Here is a 20684-nt window from a genome sequence, read left to right as displayed (position 1 = left end):
AGAAATTACTCCTCCTCGTTCCCACCCTCTTCATATGCGCCAAAAGGCTTCGCCGGAAGAACGATATAGGTGCCTTCAAACACCGCTCCCGGTGTTTTATCGCCAAACAGTTCAACCTGCATCTGTACGCGGGCCTTGCGACCGCGTGCCAGACGGTCCAGATCGCCACCCAGTGAACCCAGATCGGCCACGGCGCTCGGCTTGCCGCTTATCGGGGCGCTATAACGGATGTGCGCATCGGCAAGAATGATCGTGCCGCCCAGATGGCGCTCGCGCAGCATTAGCCAGATAAGTCCCCAGCCGGTGAGCGTGGCGAGCGAAAACAGGCTGCCGGCAAACAGCGTGTGGTGCGGGTTCTGATTGCCGGTTTCCGGCATGGTGGTAATGAATTTTTGCCCGGTGTACTGCTGAATACGCACGCCCATTTTTTCACTGAGCGGAATGTGCTGATACCAGGCCTGCTGGAGCTGTCCGCACCAGTCGGCGCGATGGAGGATATCGTCCAGCGTGGCGATGGGTTTAATCATCAAAAAGTGGCGAATTGGCGTGGTTTGCGGGGTCGTGATCTCCCCCTGATTCACAAAACCGAGCTTGGCAAAGAACTCGACAGCATCTTCACGGGCGCTACAGGTGACGCGCTTAACGCCTTCCTGGCGGGCAACGGACTCCAGGGTCATCGCCATCAGCGTTCCCAGACCTTTGTCCTGAACGGAGGGATGAACCGCCATAAAGCGAATAGAGGCTTCATTATCGGCGTTGATATACAAACGCCCGACGGCGACGAGGTTCCCCTCTTCGTCCATTACCATCTGATGGTGGGCCATCGCGTCCCAGGCGTCACGTTCAGACCCTTTAGGCTGATGTAATGGCTTGCGCAGCATTTCCCAGCGGAACTGGTAATAAGCTTCTAACTCTTCTTCCGTTTGCGGTACTCGAAGGTGATACATAGCTGTACTCTCTCTTGTTACCCGCGGCCACGCCGCCAGCTGGCTCATACCTGGAGCCAGAATGTGACGGGGCCATCGTTCACCAGCGAAACCTGCATATCTGCAGCGAATCGTCCGGTTTGCGTATTCATTTCCTGCTGGCGACAACGCTCAACAAAGTATTCATAAAGTGCTTCTGCACGATCCGGCGCAGCGCCTTTAGAGAAACTCGGGCGCATGCCGCGCTCGGTATCGGCGGCCAGCGTAAACTGGGAAACCACCAGCACGCTGCCGCCCGCCTGCTGGACGTTCAGGTTCATCTTGCCTTCCGCATCGCTGAAAATACGGTAGCCCAGCACGCGCTCACACAAGCGGTTGGCTTTTTGTTCGTCATCATCCTTTTCGACACCTAACAACACCAAAAGTCCTGAGCCAATTTCACCCGTCACCTCTCCCTCCACGGTGACGCTGGCACGGGTTACGCGCTGTATCAATGCAATCATGGTTGGTCTGCTTCTTGTTGTTTTTCAGCTTCTGCTGCTTTTTTAAGTTCGCGGTATACGCCGAGAGTGACAGTTATTTCCGCACCAAGCAAGACGATACACCAGGTCCAGTAAACCCAGACAAACAAAATTGGGATCACCGCCAGTACGCCGTAAATCAACTGATAGGAGGGAAACATGGTGATGTAAAGGGCAAAACCCTTCTTGCCCAGTTCGAAGAGCACAGCCGCCACCAGCGCGCCAACAACCGCATCACGGTTCGGCACGCGCGTGGTCGGCACCACGCTGTAGAGCAGCCAGAAAGAGAGCCACGATAAAATCAGGGGAAAGATACGCAAGACGTTATCGATGGCACCGTTTAGATCGCTGGCCCAACGCAGTGAAAGCAGATACGAACTGATCGCCAGACTCGCACCGGCCAGCAACGGCCCAAGCGTAAGGATCATCCAGTACACGGCAAAGGAATACACCTTTGGCCGTGTCTTTTTACTCCGCCAGATAGTGTTCAGCGCGTTATCAATGGCGTACATCAACAACAGCGCCGTCACGATAAGGCCACACGCCCCCACTGCCGTCATCTTGCTGGAGTTAGCCACAAACTGCTCAATGTAGTTCTGTATGACATCCCCGGTTGCGGGAATGAAATTGGCGAAGACAAAATGGCGAAGCTGCAGGCTCACGTCGGCAAACATCGGAAAAGCGGAAAACAGGGCAAAGATAACCGCCACCAGCGGCACTAATGAGAGCAACGACACGTAGGCGAGGTTACCTGCCAGCGTGGTCATGTTGTCCTCATCAATGCGGTGCCAGAGCAGTTTCAGCCAGGCCCTGAGCGGGCGAGTATGGTGCGTGGCTTTTTGATGAACGGTTTTTAGCATAACTGCTTCGCAAAGTAGTTTGGTATCGTCTCTTTTCCGGTCACCAGAACAGACGTGATACCCAACTGGTTAGCTCCCTCTATATTATCGGCATTGTCGTCGAAAAAGACCGCATCGGCCGCGGTAAATCCTTCCGCCTGGAGAACAGCCTGATAAATTCGCGCTTCAGGTTTACGCATCCCCATCTCCTGAGAGAGGTAGATTTTGTCTGCGGCGGCCTTAACCTCAGGGTACTCCTCAGGCCAGAACGTGGTGTGCAGGCGGTTGGTATTCGACAGCACAACCACCCGGTGGCCCTGCTCGCGCAATTTATGCATGATGTCGATCACCTCGGGCCGTATGGCGACAAAAACCGCCTGCCAGCCGTGGGAAAACTGCTCATAGCTTAACGGGAGATCCATCTCCTGGCAGAAACGTTCCGCGAATTCTTCATCGCTGATCTCACCGCGTTCATGCTGGTGGAAGGTCTCGCCCATTGTGAAATTCTGCTTTAACGTCGCCAGCGGAACACGGCTAAAATCGCTCCATGCGCCCAGCACCCGATTGAAATCGATATCGACGATTACGTTTCCTAAATCAAAGATATAAAGCATGTTTATCTCCTGCTCGCCGTGGAAAAGTAACTGTAGCGGGAAAGATAAGGTTTGGCTATGAAGTCCACGCCGGGTAGAAAAAGAAAAACCCCGCCACAAGGACGGGGTTTTGTTGACCAGAGAGGAGTAAATTACTCTTCTTTCGCACCGCGCATAGCACGTTTACGATCGTTCTCGGTCAGGTGACGTTTACGGATACGGATAGACAGTGGCGTCACTTCTACCAGTTCGTCGTCGTCGATGAATTCCAGAGCCTGCTCCAGGGTCATCTTGATCGGTGGAACCAGAACCGTTGCTTCGTCAGTACCGGACGCACGCATGTTGGTCAGTTTCTTACCGGTCAGGCAGTTTACGGTCAGGTCGTTTGAACGACTGTGAATACCGATGATCTGGCCTTCATAGACTTCAGCACCGTGACCCAGGAACAGCTTGCCGCGATCCTGCAGACCGAACAGCGCAAACGCAACCGCTTTACCCTGACCGTTGGAGATCAGTACGCCGTTGTTACGCTGGCCCACTTCACCCGGACGCACGTCGTCGTAGTGGCTGAAGGTAGAGTACAGCAGACCGGTACCAGAGGTCATGGTCATGAACTCAGAACGGAAGCCGATCAGGCCACGGCTTGGGATCACGTAGTCGAGACGTACGCGGCCTTTGCCATCTGGATTCATGTTTTTCAGGTCGCCTTTACGCTCACCCAGCGCCTGCATCACAGAACCCTGATGCTGCTCTTCAACGTCCAGCGTCACGTTTTCGAACGGCTCTTGTTTACGGCCGTCGATTTCGCGGAAGATAACTTTCGGACGGGAAACCGCCATTTCGAAACCTTCACGACGCATGTTTTCGATCAGAACAGACAGGTGCAGCTCACCACGGCCAGAAACGCGGAATGCATCAGCGTCTTCGGTTTCTTCAACGCGCAGCGCAACGTTGTGCACCAGCTCTTTGTTCAGGCGGTCAAGGATCTGACGAGAGGTAACGAATTTACCTTCTTTACCACAGAACGGAGAGGTGTTGACGTTGAAGAACATGGTAACGGTTGGTTCATCAACAGACAGGGCTGGCAGCGCTTCCACGTTCTGCGGATCGCAGATGGTGTCAGAGATGTTCAGCTCGCCCAGACCGGTGATAGCGATGATGTCGCCCGCTTCAGCCAGATCGCTGTCGATACGCTCCAGACCCAGGTGAGTCAGCACTTTGCCGACTTTACCATTACGGGTTTTGCCTTCGCTATCGATGATAGTAACCTGCTGGTTTGGCTTCACTTTACCGCGTTTGATACGGCCGATACCGATGACGCCAACGTAGTTGTTGTAGTCCAGCTGGGAGATCTGCATCTGCAGTGGACCATCCAGATCAACATCCGGTGCCGGTACGTGATCGACAATCGCCTGATACAGCGGGGTCATGTCTTCCGCCATATCTTCGTGATCCAGACCCGCGATACCATTCAGCGCCGAAGCGTAAATGATAGGGAAGTCCAGCTGTTCGTCGGTCGCGTCGAGGTTAACGAACAGGTCGAATACCTGATCAACAACCCAGTCAGGACGTGCGCCAGGACGGTCAACCTTGTTGATAACAACAATAGGTTTCAGGCCATGGGCAAATGCTTTTTTGGTCACGAAGCGCGTTTGCGGCATAGGGCCGTCAAAGGCGTCAACCACCAGCAGCACGGAATCCACCATGGACATCACGCGCTCAACTTCACCACCGAAGTCGGCGTGCCCTGGGGTATCAACGATGTTGATACGGTAGTCATTCCATTTAATAGCGGTGTTTTTCGCGAGGATGGTAATCCCACGCTCTTTCTCCAAATCGTTGGAGTCCATCACACGCTCTTGAGTTTCGGCACGCGCATCAAACGTACCGGATTGCTGCAGCAGCTTATCAACCAGGGTAGTTTTACCATGGTCAACGTGCGCGATGATGGCGATGTTACGCAAATTTTCGATCACAACTTTGCCTCAGGCATTAGAAATAGCGCGTTATTGTACACGGATTAATCGCACTACAAAACAGGATCACAAACATCCTCCGCAAACAAGTATCGCAGAGATGCTTTGTGATCGCTTTCACGGAGCGAAAAAGGGCACTTTAACGAAAATTGCACCAATATGGTGCTCGGTGTTCACACTGAAGCACTATACTGGTGCAACATAACCATTGTGGTGCAGCCCTTTTGCACTATGGTGCGCATGATAACGCCTTTTTGGGGTGTTTTAAAAGTTGGCACAGATTTCGCTTTATAAAAAATACATGGCAACAGCCAGTACAAACAGAAACTGAAGACCTCGTTACCACGACGACAATGACCAATCTGGAGAGTTAAGTATGTCCGCTGAACACGTTTTGACGATGCTGAACGAACATGAAGTGAAGTTTGTTGATCTGCGCTTCACCGATACCAAAGGTAAAGAACAGCACGTCACAATCCCTGCTCATCAGGTGAACGCCGAATTCTTCGAAGAAGGCAAAATGTTTGACGGCTCCTCCATTGGTGGCTGGAAAGGCATTAACGAATCCGACATGGTTCTGATGCCAGATGCAACCACTGCGGTCATTGATCCGTTCTTCGAAGAACCAACTCTGATTATCCGTTGCGACATCCTCGAGCCAGGCACCCTGCAGGGCTACGACCGCGACCCACGTTCTATCGCGAAACGCGCTGAAGAGTACCTGCGTTCTACCGGCATCGCAGACACCGTTCTGTTCGGGCCAGAGCCAGAATTCTTCCTGTTCGATGACATCCGTTTCGGCGCGTCTATTTCTGGTTCCCACGTTGCTATCGATGACATCGAAGGCGCATGGAACTCTTCCACCAAATACGAAGGTGGTAACAAAGGTCACCGTCCTGGCGTGAAAGGCGGCTATTTCCCGGTTCCTCCGGTCGACTCTGCACAGGACATTCGTTCCACCATGTGTCTGGTGATGGAAGAGATGGGCCTGGTGGTTGAAGCGCACCACCACGAAGTGGCAACGGCTGGTCAGAACGAAGTGGCTACCCGCTTCAACACCATGACCAAAAAAGCGGACGAAATTCAGATCTACAAATACGTTGTGCACAACGTTGCGCACCGTTTCGGTAAAACCGCGACCTTCATGCCAAAACCGATGTTTGGCGATAACGGTTCCGGTATGCACTGCCACATGTCTCTGTCCAAGAACGGTACCAACCTGTTCTCTGGCGACAAGTATGCCGGTCTGTCTGAGCAGGCGCTGTACTACATTGGCGGCGTAATCAAGCATGCTAAAGCGATCAACGCCCTGGCGAACCCAACCACTAACTCCTACAAGCGTCTGGTCCCGGGCTACGAAGCGCCAGTGATGCTGGCTTACTCTGCGCGTAACCGTTCTGCTTCTATCCGTATCCCGGTGGTGGCGTCTCCTAAAGCGCGTCGTATCGAAGTTCGCTTCCCGGATCCAGCGGCTAACCCATACCTGTGCTTCGCAGCACTGCTGATGGCGGGTCTGGACGGTATCAAGAACAAGATCCACCCAGGCGAAGCGATGGACAAAAACCTGTACGACCTGCCGCCAGAAGAAGCGAAAGAGATCCCACAGGTTGCTGGCTCTCTGGAAGAGGCCCTGCAGGCGCTGGACGCAGACCGCGAGTTCCTGACTGCAGGTGGCGTATTCACTGACGACGCTATCGATGCTTACATCGCCCTGCGTACCGAAGAGAACGACCGCGTGCGTATGACTCCGCATCCGGTTGAGTTCGAACTGTACTACAGCGTTTAATTAAGTTGTTTTACCCGGCGTGACAAGCGCCGGGAGTAGTTGCCGTGGAAACTTTTAGCCCATCTCCGGATGGGCTTTTTTCTCCACCAACAACCTGATCTCACGCGCTTTTTACGCCGAAAACGCTATACTGCACTAAATTAGTGCAAACAACTCCAGGAGACTGCTGAATGGCAACTGGCACGCTGCCCGATGCTGGGCAGATCCTCAATTCTTTGATTAACAGCATTTTGCTGGTCGATGACGAGCTGGCCGTGCATTACGCCAACCCGGCGGCGCAGCAGCTGCTTGCCCAAAGCGCGCGTAAACTGTTTGGCACCCCGCTTCCGGAACTCCTGAGCTATTTTTCACTGAATATTGGCCTGATGCAGGAAAGTTTGCAGGCGGGCCAGGGGTTCACCGATAACGAAGTAACGCTGGTGATCGACGGGCGCTCGCATATTCTGTCGCTTACCGCGCAACGTCTTCCTGAGGGATTGATCCTGCTGGAAATGGCGCCGATGGATAATCAGCGTCGACTGAGCCAGGAACAGCTTCAGCATGCGCAGCAAATTGCCGCCCGCGATCTGGTGCGGGGCCTGGCGCATGAAATCAAAAACCCGCTGGGTGGGTTACGCGGCGCCGCGCAGCTTCTGACCAAGGCGCTGCCTGACCCTGCGCTGGCGGAGTACACCAACGTCATCATTGAGCAGGCGGACCGTCTGCGTAATCTGGTTGACCGTCTTCTCGGGCCGCAACAGCCGGGAATGCATGTCACAGAAAGCATCCATAAAGTGGCTGAACGGGTGGTGAAACTCGTCTCTATGGAGCTGCCGGAGAACGTCACGCTGGTGCGTGATTACGACCCAAGCCTGCCGGAACTGGCGCATGACCCGGACCAGATAGAACAGGTCCTGTTGAACATTGTACGCAATGCGCTGCAGGCGCTGGGGCCGGAAGGGGGCGAGATTATTTTACGCACCCGCACCGCTTTCCAGCTGACGTTACACGGCGTGCGCTACCGTCTGGCAGCCCGAATCGACGTTGAGGATAACGGGCCCGGTATTCCCTCGCATCTGCAGGATACCCTGTTCTACCCGATGGTCAGCGGGCGCGAAGGCGGGACCGGCCTGGGCTTATCCATTGCCCGCAGTTTGATCGACCAACACTCTGGAAAAATTGAATTTACCAGTTGGCCGGGACATACCGAGTTTTCGGTTTTCCTGCCGATTAAAAAATAAAGGTGACGTTTATGCAACGAGGGATAGTCTGGGTAGTCGATGACGATAGCTCCATCCGTTGGGTGCTTGAACGCGCGCTCACAGGGGCAGGATTAAGCTGCACGACGTTTGAGAGCGGCAGCGAAGTGCTCGACGCACTCACCACTAAAACGCCGGACGTGCTGCTTTCGGATATTCGTATGCCGGGTATGGACGGGCTGGCGCTGTTAAAGCAGATCAAACAACGCCACCCCATGCTTCCGGTCATCATCATGACGGCACACTCCGATCTGGATGCCGCGGTGAGCGCCTATCAGCAAGGGGCGTTCGATTACCTGCCCAAACCGTTTGATATCGACGAAGCCGTGGCGCTGGTTGAGCGCGCGATTAGCCATTATCAGGAGCAGCAACAGCCGCGCCATACGCCCGATTTTGGTCCAACGACAGACATCATCGGCGAAGCGCCGGCGATGCAGGATGTGTTTCGCATTATTGGCCGTTTGTCCCGCTCATCCATCAGCGTATTGATTAACGGTGAATCAGGAACCGGTAAAGAGCTTGTAGCGCATGCATTACATCGCCACAGCCCGCGGGCAAAAGCGCCGTTTATTGCCCTGAATATGGCGGCAATCCCGAAGGACCTGATTGAGTCCGAACTGTTCGGCCATGAAAAAGGGGCATTTACCGGTGCGAATACCATTCGCCAGGGGCGCTTCGAACAGGCTGACGGCGGCACGCTGTTCCTGGATGAGATCGGCGATATGCCGCTGGATGTCCAGACCCGCCTGCTGCGCGTGCTGGCCGACGGGCAGTTTTATCGCGTGGGCGGCTATGCGCCGGTGAAGGTGGATGTGCGTATTATTGCCGCGACCCACCAGAACCTGGAGCAGCGGGTGCAGGAAGGTAAATTCCGTGAGGATTTATTCCATCGCCTGAACGTGATTCGCGTTCATCTGCCACCGCTGCGTGAACGTCGTGAAGATATCCCTCGCCTGGCGCGTCATTTCCTGCAGGTGGCCGCCCGTGAGCTGGGCGTGGAGGCCAAACAGCTTCACCCGGAAACCGATGCCGCGCTTACGCGTCTGGCGTGGCCAGGCAACGTACGTCAGCTGGAAAATACCTGCCGCTGGCTCACCGTGATGGCCGCCGGGCAGGAAGTATTGATTCAGGATTTACCGGCTGAGCTGTTTGAAGCGACGGCCCCCGAAAGCAGTACCGGGCACGCGCTGCCGGACAGCTGGGCGACGCTGCTGGCACAGTGGGCCGACCGTGCGCTGCGTTCCGGTCATCAAAACCTGCTTTCTGAAGCACAGCCAGAGATGGAACGTACGCTGTTAACCACCGCGCTTCGTCATACCCAGGGCCATAAGCAGGAAGCCGCTCGCCTGTTGGGATGGGGACGTAATACCCTGACGCGCAAGCTTAAAGAGCTGGGTATGGAATAATATCCGCTCTTGTGTAAAGGTTATTAATTGAGCGCAAATTGCCGTTATTTTGCGCTTTACTGTTTCATTGAGTTTTGTATGATCGTGCCCGGAAATTGGGGGTGAACATCATGCTGGAAACACTGGTGAATATGCTCTCTAGCGGAGCCGCTGAAAGCCACACGCCACAAACCGCCGTTGCGGCTGTGCTGTGTGCGGCGCTGGTTGGGCTGTTTAGCTAACGAGCTGTCAATGAAAAGCCGGGTGGCGGTTACGCCTTACCCGGCCTACCTTTCTTGCTTTTGCGGCTTAAATCACCCGCGAGAACTGCTGCAAACGCGCTTTCTGCCGCAGGTAGGCGTCAAAACACATGCAAATGTTACGAATCAACAGACGCCCTTTCGGCGTGACTTCAATCGCACTCTCCGATACCGCCACCAGCCCGTCTTTCGCCAGCGGTGCCAGAAGATTCAGGTCCTCTGCAAAATAATCGCTGAACTGCAGATCCCACTGCGACTCAACATCGCTGAAATCGAGGCGGAAGTTGCAGATCAGTGCCTTAATCACATCACGACGAATGCAGTCGTCACGCGTTAACGCTATACCGCGCCACAGCGCGTTTCCGGTCTCATCCACCTGCTGATAGTACAGCTTCAGCTCTTTCTGGTTCTGCGCGTAACAGTCGCCAATCATGCTGATGGCGGAGACGCCCATCCCCAACAGATCGGTATCGCCCTGGGTCGTATAGCCCTGGAAGTTACGGTGCAGTACCCCGTCGCGCTGAGCAATAGCCAGCTCGTCATCCGGACGGGCAAAGTGATCCATACCAATAAACTGATAGCCGGCCCCGGTCAGCGAGGTGATGGTCTCCTGCAGGATATCCAGCTTCTGTTGGGCAGAAGGGAGATCGGTGTCTTTGATTTTGCGCTGAGCCGCAAAGAGTGTCGGCAGATGCGCATAGTTAAAGACGCTGAGGCGGTCCGGGTTGAGTTCGGACACGCGCTTTAGCGTGAAGGCGAAGCTTTCCGGCGTTTGCTTTGGCAGGCCGTAAATCAGATCGATATTGGTCGAGGTGAAGCCAATGTCACGCGCATGGTTGAGTAAGGCAAAGATAAATTCTTCGTCCTGCTCGCGGTTGACCAGACGCTGGACCTCTTTGTTGAAGTCCTGCACGCCCATACTCAGGCGATTGAAGCCTTCGGCGCGTAAATGATCCAGCACATCCAGCGCAATTTCGCGGGGATCGACCTCGATCGAGATTTCAGCATCATCGTTAAAATGGAAGTGCCCGCGCAGAAGCGTCATCAAACGGCTGATCTGCGCTTTATTCAGATAGGTTGGCGTGCCGCCGCCCCAGTGAAGTTGGCTGACGTGACGACCGGCAAACAGCGGCGCGCGATGCACAATTTCTTGTTCGAGCGCATCAAGGTATTGGTCGGCTTTGTGCTGCTGACGGGTCACAATTTTATTACAGCCGCAGAAGTAGCAGAGCTTGTGGCAGAACGGAATATGGACGTAGAGCGACAGCGGACGCTCAGGATAGCGCGCGACAGCCTGCTGAAAATCATCCTCGCCGAAGGCGTCGGAAAACTCCAGCGCGGTAGGGTAGGACGTATAACGCGGCCCGGAATAGTTATATTTCTGGATCAGGGCCAAATCCCAGTCGATAGATGGTACAGACATGCTCACTCCTTCCGTTGGTGTCGCGTTCGTTTACGGCGGCCCGTTCTGACCCCATTGCGGGCCATTAATCGGGTGCGCAGCCACTTTTGTCGCCGCGACAACCGCCGTAGTTTAACGAATAACCACACCAGATAACATACAACCGGAAGGGTTATAAGCAGGACTATCGTTCCTGCCGGGTGCAAATGTTAGTTTCCACCCTTCAGAAGACGCATCATATCTTCCTGCTTTTCTTCTTCTTCATCTTCGTCATCGTCGTACGACAGGCCCAGCTTCTGCATCAGCTCGTCGATGCGATCCAGTTTAGCATCCACCCATGACTGCTCTTCCGCAGTCAGGGTTTCCCCCTCTTCAAGACGTTCCAGCAGCGCGTCCAGGCGCTCATCGTTCTCCAGCAAATCCAGCTCAGCCTGCGGTGAAAGCATAGGTTTCTCGCTCTTTGGTTTGTGCTGCTTAGTAACCGGGGTGTCTGTCACGCCCAGTGGTATGGGAGTTTTACTGCCGATACGTGGATCTTTCTGCGGCTTATTTTTCGCAGAAGCACCTGCTGTACCGCCACCGTTTGCACGGCTACCCGCCGCATGACCGCGATGTTTTTTATCGCGTTTGCGATCGCGCGCTTCCTGGTTCAGTTCTTCGCGCGTTTTGCGGCGTGCTTTGGCAGGGCGTTTAGCGCCCGCTGCGGAGGTCGGTTTTTTCATGATGTTTTATCTTTAAGTCGTTTTCTTCAGTATAGAATTGCGGCGAAATCTAGCAGAAAGCAAGCAAAGAAAAAAGGCGACAGAGCAATCTGTCGCCTTTTTTCCTGACTCACAACCCTTAGCGGGTCAGACATTCCTTGTTTGCCAACAACAAACCCTGTTTATCCCTTGGCTACTACCGTCCGTGATACGGTTCCCTTTCCTGTTAAAACGCCTCCAGGCGTTTGTCATCCTGACAATCCTGCGTCTTCGCCTCCTGGCGCTCCTGACCCTTATCCTTAAGTCATTATCCTGTTGGCTTCCTCGCCTTGCCGCATACTTTACCGTGTTCGCTTAAACTAACAAGCAACGAAACGGTACAAAAACGGATTTTCAGATAATTACCTGGAAATAAGATTATGATTTAAAACAGTTTGTCTTTTTTTACCCCTGCGATTTCTCTGAAATCTCCCATAGTACTTATAGCCGATCTCTCACAGCGGCCAGGGCTTAAGCCTACAGGCGGAGTGCAATGAAAAAAGTCTTTTGCCCGCATTCAGGTATAATCCCCCGCAGATTACGATTTTTGGAGACGACCACGTGACTACCTGGAACTACCAACAGACGCATTTTGTCACCAGTGCGCCCGATATTCGCCACCTGCCTTCTGATACCGGTATCGAAGTGGCCTTTGCTGGCCGTTCAAACGCGGGAAAATCCAGCGCACTGAATACGCTGACCAATCAGAAGAACCTGGCGCGTACCTCAAAAACACCTGGCCGTACCCAGCTGATTAACCTGTTTGAAGTGGCCGATGGCAAACGCCTGGTCGACTTACCGGGTTACGGTTACGCCCAGGTACCGGAAGAGATGAAGATCAAGTGGCAGCGTGCGCTCGGTGAATACCTGGAAAAACGCATGTGCCTGAAGGGTCTGGTGGTGCTGATGGATATTCGCCACCCGCTGAAAGACCTCGATCAGCAGATGATCGACTGGGCTGTCGCAAGTGATATTGCCGTTCTGGTGCTGCTGACAAAAGCGGATAAGCTGGCGAGCGGTGCGCGCAAAGCGCAGGTGAATATGGTTCGCGAAGCGGTGCTGGCCTTCAACGGTGACGTACAGGTTGAGCCGTTCTCCTCGCTGAAAAAGCAGGGCGTGGACAAGCTGCGTCAGAAGCTCGACACCTGGTTTAGCGAGCTGGAACCCGCGACGGAAGCGGAAGAAGAGTGATACCGGGCGCGGCAATGGCCGCGCTTTTTTTTACCTGAATTTTTCTTTGCCACAATAAAAAACGCCCCAGTCATTACTGACTGGGGCGGCTAAAATATTCAGCCAAATCCGATTACGTGAAGTAAAAGGTCTGAAAGATAGAACATCTTACCTCTGTACCCTACGTCGCTAACTCTACCCCTTTTTTTGCTGCAGAAAAAGCACTTTTTGTAGTTTTTTTTCATTCTTTACATAAGGAATTCTAATGATCGTCACAAAAAGCACATCGTTATGTTGCTAACTTACATAAAAAGCGCGTTATTGCCCGAACCGTTAGTGAGCCTGATCCCAGTTTTCACCACTTCCCACTTCCACCAGCAACGGCACGTCAAGTGTCATGCTGCTTTCCATCAATTCGTGGATCTTCTTCGACACGGTATCAAGATCGTCTTTGTGCACTTCGAATACCAGTTCATCGTGTACCTGCATGATCATTTTCACGCGTGGCTTCTCCTGTTCCAGCCACGCATCCACCGCGATCATGGCGCGCTTGATAATGTCCGCTGCGGTTCCCTGCATCGGGGCGTTGATTGCCGCACGTTCTGCGCCCGCACGGCGTGCCGCGTTGCTGGATTTGATGTCCGGTAAATAGAGGCGACGGCCATCCAGGGTTTCAACGTAGCCTTTCTCCTTCGCCTGAGCACGGGTACGTTCCATATAGTCCAGTACGCCCGGATAACGCTCAAAGTAGAGATCCATATACTTCTGCGACTCTTTGCGTGGGATATTAAGCTGGCGAGAAAGACCAAATGCACTCATGCCGTAAATCAGCCCGAAGTTGATCGCTTTCGCGCTGCGGCGCTGTTCGTTTGTCACGCTCTCCAGTGGCAGACCGAAGACTTCCGCTGCGGTCGCCCGGTGGATATCCTTCCCTTCGGCAAACGCCGTCAACAGCCCCTTGTCACGGGACAGGTGCGCCATAATACGCAACTCAATTTGCGAGTAGTCTGCAGAAACAATCAGATAATCATCGGGTGCAATAAAGGCCTGGCGAATACGGCGGCCTTCTTCGTTACGTACCGGGATGTTCTGCAGGTTTGGATCGGTTGACGAGAGACGACCCGTTGCCGCGACAGCCTGATGATAGGAGGTGTGTACACGACCCGTTTTCGGGTTGATCATCAGCGGCAGCTTATCGGTGTAGGTCGATTTCAGCTTCGCCAGACCGCGGTACTCCAGAATCACTTTTGGCAGCGGATAATCCAGCGCCAGCTCTTCCAGAACCTCTTCTGAAGTTGATGGCGCGCCACCGGGGGTTTTCTTCAGCGGTTTGATCCCCTGCTTTTCAAACAGAATGGTTTGCAGCTGTTTCGGAGAGGAGAGATTAAACGGCTCACCGGCAAGCTCATGCGCCTTTTGCTCAAGCTCGGTCAGGCGCTGGGCAAGCTCCCCGGAGTGGTTATGCAGTACCGTCGGGTCGATTTTGACACCGTTACGTTCGATGCGTGAAAGCACGGGAACCAGCGGCATCTCGATGTTCTGGAATACGTTCAGCGGCCCTTCATGCTTCTGCAGTTTTGGCCACATCTTCAGGTGTAGCTGCAGCGTGACATCAGCGTCTTCCGCCGCGTAGCGTCCGGCTTCTTCGAGAGCAATCTGGTTAAAGGTAAGCTGATTTTTCCCTTTACCGGCAATCTCTTCAAACGTGATGGTTTTGTGCTTAAGCCAGCGGTCAGACAGGGAATCCATATCGTGGCGGCCCGCGACGCTATCCAGAATGTAGGATTCGAGCATAGTGTCAAAGGCAATTCCACGTAGTTCAATGCCGTAGTTTTGCAAAATGCCGCGGTCATACTTTAGGTTCTGCCCGACCTTCAGCGCCTTTTCGTCCTCCAGGATTGGCTTCAGTAACTCAAGCACACGGTCGCGCGAGATTTGCTCCGGCGCATCCAGATAATCATGCGCCACAGGAACATAGGCCGCAACACCCGGCTCTGTCGCAAAGGAGAGGCCCACCATATTGGCAGAGATGTTATCGAGACTGTCCGTTTCGGTATCAAAAGCGAAGACAGGTGCCTTTTTCAGTTTCTCAATCCAGGCGATGAGCTGCGATTCTTCAAGAATGGTTTCATAGTTGTCGAAGGAAAGCGCCACGGCTTCTTCTTCCGCCTGCTCTTCGGCATCAATAACAATGGTTTCCTTCGGCTTTGCAGCAGGTTTGGCCCCTTTTGCCTGCAGCCATTTACCGGCTTCCACGTCAGTGGTCCAGCGTTTAAATTCGTATTTCTTAAACAGGCTCAGCAGCGCGTCAGCGGAAGGCTGTTGTACCTCCAGCTGTTCACAGCCCAGTTCCAGTTCGACATCGGTTTTGATGGTCGCCAGCTGATAAGAGAGATAAGCCACCTCTTTGTTCTCTTCCAGTTTTCCGGCCATGGTTTTTGCCCCACGGAAGGAGAGCCCGGCGATTTTATCCGACTCCGCGTAAAGCGTATCCAGCCCGCCCAGCCCCTGCAGCAGCGCCTGTGCCGTTTTTTCACCGACGCCCGGCACACCAGGGATATTATCCGAGGAGTCGCCCATCAACGCGAGGAAATCGATAATCAGCTCTGGCGGCACGCCATACTTTGCGACCACCTCTTCCGGCCCCAGAATGGTGTTAGTCATGGTGTTAATCAGGGTGATCCCTGGCGTCACCAGCTGCGCCATATCTTTATCACCGGTGCTGATCAGTACCGGACGGCCCATCTTTTCTGCTTCACGCGCCAGCGTACCGATGACGTCATCCGCTTCAACGCCTGATACGGCCAGCAGCGGCAGACCCATCGCTTTCACCATGGCGTGCAGCGGCTCAATCTGCGCACGCAGATCGTCAGGCATTGGCGGACGGTGGGATTTGTAATGCTCAAACAACTCATCGCGGAAAGTTTTACCTTTCGCATCGAAAACGACGGCCGCATGGGTTGGCTGATACTGAAGGATCAGGCTGCGCAGCATATTCAGCACGCCGTACATTGCGCCGGTAGGTTCCCCTGCGCTGTTGGTCAGAGGAGGAAACGCATGGTACGCCCGATACAGGTAAGAAGAGCCATCGACGAGAATAAGAGGGTTTTCTGGGATCTGAACCATAATGTCCGTGCCTTTAATCAATTTATGCCTAAAGGATGCCACAGAAGGATGAAAACATCAGGTATTAGCGCCAGATACAGGAAAAGATTTTGCGATCGTCAGGATCGCTCGCAAAAATAAAACTGTGGATAAGTTTGTGTATATTTTCACTTCATATGAATAACAGACGCAAAAAAGACATATGGGATGATATTTAGATCTTAATAATCATATTGTTAGTGTGTTGGATCCTATCTATAGAGCCAACTGATGACAATTTAGTCTATGTGGATATAAGCCTTGATAAGCGAAGAATCATAGAGAAATCTTCTGCGCCAGGGTAAAAGCGGCCCACTTCTGACATGAAAGCGCCATTACTTTGTCTGTTTTCTGGTAAAATCAGCGCCCAGCGCCAAATAGCCGGCCGCTCATTTAAAGCTAATTACTTGAAAAGACTCATCATGTCGAGATTGCTCGCTGCAATAACTTTACTGTTAAGCATCATTTTAACTATCCTGGTGACTATCGCCTGCTCTGTGCCGATCATTATCGCCGGGATCATTAAACTGCTGCTGCCTGTCCCTGTGGTGTGGCGAGCCGTATCCGCATTTTGTAACTTCATGATGTACTGCTGGTGCGAAGGTCTGGCGATCCTGCTGCGCCTGAACCCGCATCTGAAGTGGGACGTCGAAGGGCTGGAAAACCTTAATAAAAAGAACTGGTATCTGCTGATCTGTAATCATCACAGTTGGGCTGATATCGTGGTGTTGTGTGTGCTTTTCCGCAAGCACATCCCCATGAACAAATACTTCCTGAAACAGCAGCTCGCGTGGGTGCCTTTTATCGGACTGGCCTGCTGGGCGCTCGATATGCCGTTTATGAAACGCTATTCGCGCAGCTATTTGATTCGTCATCCAGAACGTCGCGGTAAGGACGTGGAGACAACACGCCGTTCCTGTGAAAAATTTCGCGCGCATCCCACCACCATCGTGAACTTCGTTGAAGGCTCCCGGTTTACACAAGAGAAGCGCCAGCAAACGCGCTCCCCTTATCAAAACCTGCTGCCGCCAAAGGCTGCGGGGATAGCGATGGCGCTGAATGTGCTGGGCGCACAGTTCGATAAACTGCTGAACGTCACGCTCTGCTATCCGGCAAACGATAAGACGCCGTTCTTCGATATGCTCAGCGGCAAACTGACGCGCATTGTTGTCCGTGTTGAGCTGGTGCCGATAGACGCTGAACTGCACGGTGACTACGTAAACGATAAGAATTTCAAACGTCGTTTCCAGCAGTGGCTTAATACGCTCTGGAAAGAGAAAGACGAACAGATAGACAATATAAAATCTTCATACAAAAACGCCGGTCAGTGACCGGCGTTTTTACATTAGTGAGATTACTTCTTCTCAACCAGGTATTTCACGGTATCTGCATACTGCTGTACGAAGATATCCATGCTGCTGGTATCCATGCCCTGCATGTTCAGCTGATATTTGCCGTTAACAAACATCGCCGGAACGCCCTGAAGCTGGAGGTCAGCCGCCGCTTTTTCCTGCTGGGCAACCAGTGATTTCACTACGAAGCTGTTCCATGCTGCATCGTACTCTTCACCTTTCACGCCAGCATCAACGAACACTTTACGGATATCCGCAGTGGTCTGAACAGTCTGGGTTTTCTGTACGGCTTCAAACATTGGCGACGTGATCTTATCTTCCACGCCCAATGCCATAGCCACCGCCCATGCCTGAGTCAGGTCTTTGCCCAATGGACCCAGGAACTCAACATGGTACTTGGTCATTTTGGTGCCTTCCGGCAGTTTTTTCTTCACGTTGTCAGAAACATGCAGCACCTGCTCAAACTGATAGCAGTGTGGGCAATAGAACGAGAAGAACTCCAGAACCTGTGGCTCGCCAGCGACCGGTTTGTCCAGCGTGATGTACTGTTTGCCGTCGGTAAACTGCGCAGCAGAAGCGCTAAATGCCAGAATCATACCTGCCAGCGCCAGCCAAATTTTTTTCATGATTAACTCTCTCCTGGGTGTGTCCAATTAATACATCGGCGTTAATTGCAGAGGGGGCTCCTGAAGAACCTTGACCTGCTCAGTAAATGTAGATATCTGGCTACGCCAGTAATCCTCTCCGGTAAGCCACGGGAAATTTCGAGGAAATGCGGGATCGTCCCAACGCCTGATTAACCATGCGAGATAATAAACAAAACGCATAGCACGTAAAGGCTCAATCAGGGCAATTTCGTCTGAATTAAATGGGCTAAATTCTTCATAGGCTTCAATAATGGTTTCAAGCTGCATGCGTTGCTCGGCTTTGTCACCATTGAGCAGCATCCACAGATCCTGAACCGCTGGCCCCATACGCGCATCATCAAGATCGACAAAGAGCGGGCCATCGCGCCAGAGAATATTTCCGGCGTGACAATCGCCATGCAGACGCAGGACGGAAATATCGTCACGCCAGCAGGTTTTCACCGCAGCAATAAGCTTATCGGTAGCGTTGAGGAAATCATCCTTTAGCGCAGTGGGGATCATGGCTGATGTTTCGAATATGCCACGTGGTTCCAGAAGGTATTCCTGAATGCCAATAGTCGGGCGGGAAATAAAGGCTTTTTTGCGCCCCGTCTGATGTATGCGTCCCAGATAGCGAGCCACCCACTCCATCTGATCGATATTATCCGCTTCAAACTGACGACCGCCCAGACTCGGGAATACCGCGTAATAAAACCCTTCGTGCGTCAGGAGCGTTTGGTTATTGAATTTTAGCGGTGCGGCAACGGGGACATCGTCATCCAGCAGATCGTGGGCAAACTGATGCTCTTCCTGAATCTGTTCTGCGGACCAGCGTTCAGGACGATAGAACTTTACGACGAAGCGCTGACGATCCTCGTCCTGGAATTGATAGACGCGGTTTTCGTAGCTGTTTAACGGTGTTAGCCCGGAATCCACCCGAATGCCCTGTTCAAACAGGGCATCCATAATGGTGTCCGGGTGTAATGTCTGGAAAGTAAAAGCCTGGTCGTTCATCCGATCATCCGGAAATTATACGAATGATTCAGGATATCATCTTGTGGCGATTTCGGTGCCGCCGCTTACAAGCTTTTACTCTTTAATTACGCCTCGGGCGCGCAACAGCGCAGTCTTAAAATCTTCCTCATAATCTTTCTGAATACCAGGAATAACAGCATCTTTGGCAGAGTCACGCATTTTAAGATGATAGATCAGGATGTCGTCAGAAAGGTCTGCCAGTTCGCCGTCAAAACCTGACTCTTTCGCCAGTTTCTGTAAAAATTGCATCAGATTCAGCTCTGGCTCTTTTTGCCAGGCGGGCTGGAGGAGTTCAATAACTTCATTCAGACGTTTACATTTCATGGTGGTGCTCCTTTCATTTAGAGTGACACGTTAGCAGGGTCAATCCCACAATAAAAGAGGCGATATTCGTGAATCTTAACCAGGAAATCATTGGGGTCGTTCTGGCTGGTGGCCGGGCGACACGAATGGGTGGGAAAGATAAGGGGTTACAATGTCTGAACGGCAAACCTCTATGGCAATGTGTCGCAGATACACTCGCAGACCAGGTGACAACAATGGTCATCAGTGCGAACAGGCATATCGACACTTACCAGCGCAGCGGGTATGCCGTTTACCCGGATAACCTGAAAGATTATCCGGGACCGCTGGCCGGTATGCTTTCCGTTATGCAACAGTCTCAGGGCGAGTGGTTTATCTTCTGCCCCTGCGATACGCCCTTTATTCCGTCCTGTCTTGTCGAGCGGCTGTTCCGGCTTCGTGGTACAGCGCCCGTGGTTTGGGTACACGACGGGGAGCGTGACCATCCTGCTATTGCGTTGATGCACCGATCGCTCGCACCTGCCCTGCAGGAGTACCTCACGGCAGGCGAACGCAGAGTGATGGTCTTCATGCGCCAGTCTGGCGGCCATTCCGTTGATTTTAGCGATGTAAAAGCAGCGTTTGTGAACGTGAATACGTGTGAAGAGTTGCAGATGATGCAGGAGAAAAGATGAGACCTGTTCTGGCTATTTCTGCCTGGAGTGGCACCGGGAAAACCACGTTGTTAAAAAAGCTCATTCCTGCGCTGTGTACCAGAGGTATCCGTCCCGGACTGATCAAGCACACCCACCATAATATGGATGTCGATAAACCGGGCAAAGATAGCTATGAGTTGCGTAAAGCGGGTGCCGCGCAAACGATGGTGGCAAGTTCTCAGCGCTGGGCATTAATGACAGAAACGCCGGATGAAGCGCCTCTGGATCTCGCGTACCTGGTGAGTCGAATGGATCATTCCACGCTGGATCTGGTGCTGGTTGAGGGGTTTAAGCATGAGGCCGTGCCAAAGATCCTGCTGTTCAGAAGCGATGCCGGGCATGATGTCAGCGAATTAACGCTTGATGAGCATGTGATTGCCGTCGCCAGTGATGTTATGTTGCCGCTTGAGGTTCCGGTACTGAATTTAAATGATGTGGATGGGATTGCGGAATTTATTGTGGCGTGGAATGCGGCCTGACTAGCCGGGTGGCGGCTTTGCCTTACCCGGCCTACAAAATTCATTGGTTCAGAAACGCAAAAAGGCCATCCTTTCGGATGGCCTCTTCACTTGTTTGATGCCTGGCAGTTCCCTACTCTCACATGGGGAGACCCCACACTACCATCGGCGCTACGGCGTTTCACTTCTGAGTTCGGCATGGGGTCAGGTGGGACCACCGCGCTAAAGCCGCCAG

General features: G+C 53.0%; 19 protein-coding genes and 1 rRNA gene. 8 read left to right on the top strand and 12 right to left on the bottom strand.

What is annotated here, in order from left to right:
- Positions 1-5 precede the first annotated feature (5 nt).
- The 5 genes from fabY to typA form a co-directional block, all read right to left on the bottom strand.
- Entirely contained in the window at positions 6-947 is a 942-nt protein-coding gene (gene fabY, locus GM298_RS18765; RefSeq protein WP_025759561.1) for a fatty acid biosynthesis protein FabY, read from the bottom strand.
- A gap of 44 nt (positions 948-991) precedes the next feature.
- Complete coding sequence (dtd, locus tag GM298_RS18760; protein WP_025912308.1) at positions 992-1429, bottom strand: D-aminoacyl-tRNA deacylase; 438 nt, start codon at positions 1427-1429, stop codon at positions 992-994.
- A complete protein-coding gene (locus GM298_RS18755; RefSeq protein WP_045285692.1) occupies positions 1426-2307 on the bottom strand; it encodes a virulence factor BrkB family protein in 882 nt (293 codons plus the stop codon). Before GM298_RS18755 ends, dtd begins: the two co-directional genes overlap by 4 nt.
- The gene (gene yihX / locus GM298_RS18750; protein ID WP_047959731.1) at positions 2301-2900 is read right to left on the bottom strand and encodes a glucose-1-phosphatase; all 600 of its coding nucleotides are present in this window, start codon (positions 2898-2900) and stop codon (positions 2301-2303) included. The genes GM298_RS18755 and yihX overlap by 7 nt, the downstream gene beginning before the upstream one ends.
- Before the next feature lie 131 nt (positions 2901-3031).
- A complete protein-coding gene (typA, locus tag GM298_RS18745; protein ID WP_008501854.1) occupies positions 3032-4855 on the bottom strand; it encodes a ribosome-dependent GTPase TypA in 1824 nt (607 codons plus the stop codon).
- Between the two features lie 376 nt (positions 4856-5231).
- On the opposite strand from typA, the gene glnA reads away from it, so the two are divergent.
- The 4 genes from glnA to GM298_RS18725 all read left to right on the top strand — a co-directional run bounded on the left by glnA (position 5232) and on the right by GM298_RS18725 (position 9506).
- A complete protein-coding gene (gene glnA / locus GM298_RS18740; RefSeq protein ID WP_008501856.1) occupies positions 5232-6641 on the top strand; it encodes a glutamate--ammonia ligase in 1410 nt (469 codons plus the stop codon).
- A 170-nt stretch (positions 6642-6811) separates the two neighbouring features.
- Positions 6812-7861 (top strand): nitrogen regulation protein NR(II), encoded by a 1050-nt coding sequence (glnL, locus tag GM298_RS18735; protein ID WP_008501857.1) that lies wholly within the window; start codon positions 6812-6814, stop codon positions 7859-7861.
- A gap of 11 nt (positions 7862-7872) precedes the next feature.
- Positions 7873-9285: a nitrogen regulation protein NR(I) gene (glnG, locus tag GM298_RS18730; RefSeq protein ID WP_020883985.1), complete on the top strand. Its 1413-nt coding sequence runs from the start codon at positions 7873-7875 to the stop codon at positions 9283-9285.
- 110 nt (positions 9286-9395) lie between these two features.
- The gene (locus GM298_RS18725; RefSeq protein WP_032670298.1) at positions 9396-9506 is read left to right on the top strand and encodes a YshB family small membrane protein; all 111 of its coding nucleotides are present in this window, start codon (positions 9396-9398) and stop codon (positions 9504-9506) included.
- A 67-nt stretch (positions 9507-9573) separates the two neighbouring features.
- Here GM298_RS18725 and hemN read toward each other — a convergent pair whose 3' ends face one another.
- Positions 9574-10947, bottom strand: coding sequence for an oxygen-independent coproporphyrinogen III oxidase (gene hemN, locus GM298_RS18720; protein WP_266155034.1), 1374 nt, complete (start codon positions 10945-10947; stop codon positions 9574-9576).
- Between the two features lie 188 nt (positions 10948-11135).
- Positions 11136-11648, bottom strand: coding sequence for a Der GTPase-activating protein YihI (gene yihI, locus GM298_RS18715; RefSeq protein WP_025759565.1), 513 nt, complete (start codon positions 11646-11648; stop codon positions 11136-11138).
- 579 nt (positions 11649-12227) lie between these two features.
- On the opposite strand from yihI, the gene yihA reads away from it, so the two are divergent.
- Positions 12228-12857 (top strand): ribosome biogenesis GTP-binding protein YihA/YsxC, encoded by a 630-nt coding sequence (gene yihA / locus GM298_RS18710; protein ID WP_045285688.1) that lies wholly within the window; start codon positions 12228-12230, stop codon positions 12855-12857.
- 312 nt (positions 12858-13169) lie between these two features.
- On the opposite strand, the gene polA is transcribed toward yihA, so the two are convergent.
- Positions 13170-15962, bottom strand: a complete 2793-nt coding sequence (gene polA / locus GM298_RS18705; protein ID WP_025759567.1) for a DNA polymerase I — start codon at positions 15960-15962, stop codon at positions 13170-13172.
- A gap of 440 nt (positions 15963-16402) precedes the next feature.
- Between polA and GM298_RS18700 the strand changes: the two genes are divergently transcribed.
- Positions 16403-17311, top strand: coding sequence for an acyltransferase (locus tag GM298_RS18700; protein ID WP_128340009.1), 909 nt, complete (start codon positions 16403-16405; stop codon positions 17309-17311).
- 23 nt (positions 17312-17334) lie between these two features.
- Here the strand turns inward: GM298_RS18700 and dsbA are convergent, their stop codons facing one another.
- The 3 genes from dsbA to GM298_RS18685 form a co-directional block, all read right to left on the bottom strand.
- Positions 17335-17958 carry a thiol:disulfide interchange protein DsbA gene (gene dsbA / locus GM298_RS18695; protein WP_045285687.1) on the bottom strand — a complete coding sequence of 208 codons (624 nt, stop codon included), beginning with the start codon at positions 17956-17958 and terminating at the stop codon, positions 17335-17337.
- 27 nt (positions 17959-17985) lie between these two features.
- Entirely contained in the window at positions 17986-18972 is a 987-nt protein-coding gene (locus GM298_RS18690) for a serine/threonine protein kinase (RefSeq protein WP_266155031.1), read from the bottom strand.
- A gap of 75 nt (positions 18973-19047) precedes the next feature.
- Positions 19048-19317, bottom strand: coding sequence for a YihD family protein (locus tag GM298_RS18685; RefSeq protein ID WP_003861904.1), 270 nt, complete (start codon positions 19315-19317; stop codon positions 19048-19050).
- A 68-nt stretch (positions 19318-19385) separates the two neighbouring features.
- On the opposite strand from GM298_RS18685, the gene mobA reads away from it, so the two are divergent.
- Together mobA and mobB are read left to right on the top strand one after the other, a co-directional pair.
- Positions 19386-19970, top strand: a complete 585-nt coding sequence (gene mobA / locus GM298_RS18680; protein WP_262748575.1) for a molybdenum cofactor guanylyltransferase MobA — start codon at positions 19386-19388, stop codon at positions 19968-19970.
- Positions 19967-20470, top strand: a complete 504-nt coding sequence (gene mobB / locus GM298_RS18675; protein ID WP_266155030.1) for a molybdopterin-guanine dinucleotide biosynthesis protein MobB — start codon at positions 19967-19969, stop codon at positions 20468-20470. Before mobA ends, mobB begins: the two co-directional genes overlap by 4 nt.
- A 99-nt stretch (positions 20471-20569) precedes the next feature.
- Here the strand turns inward: mobB and rrf are convergent.
- Positions 20570-20684, bottom strand: a 5S ribosomal RNA gene (gene rrf / locus GM298_RS18670).

Origin of the sequence: Enterobacter sp. HSTU-ASh6, assembly GCF_026319105.1 — a bacterium.
In the GTDB taxonomy this organism is placed as follows: domain Bacteria; phylum Pseudomonadota; class Gammaproteobacteria; order Enterobacterales; family Enterobacteriaceae; genus Enterobacter; species Enterobacter sichuanensis.
The sequence above is the reverse complement of the archived record's forward strand: the minus strand, read 5'-3'. Positions and strand labels throughout refer to the sequence as shown.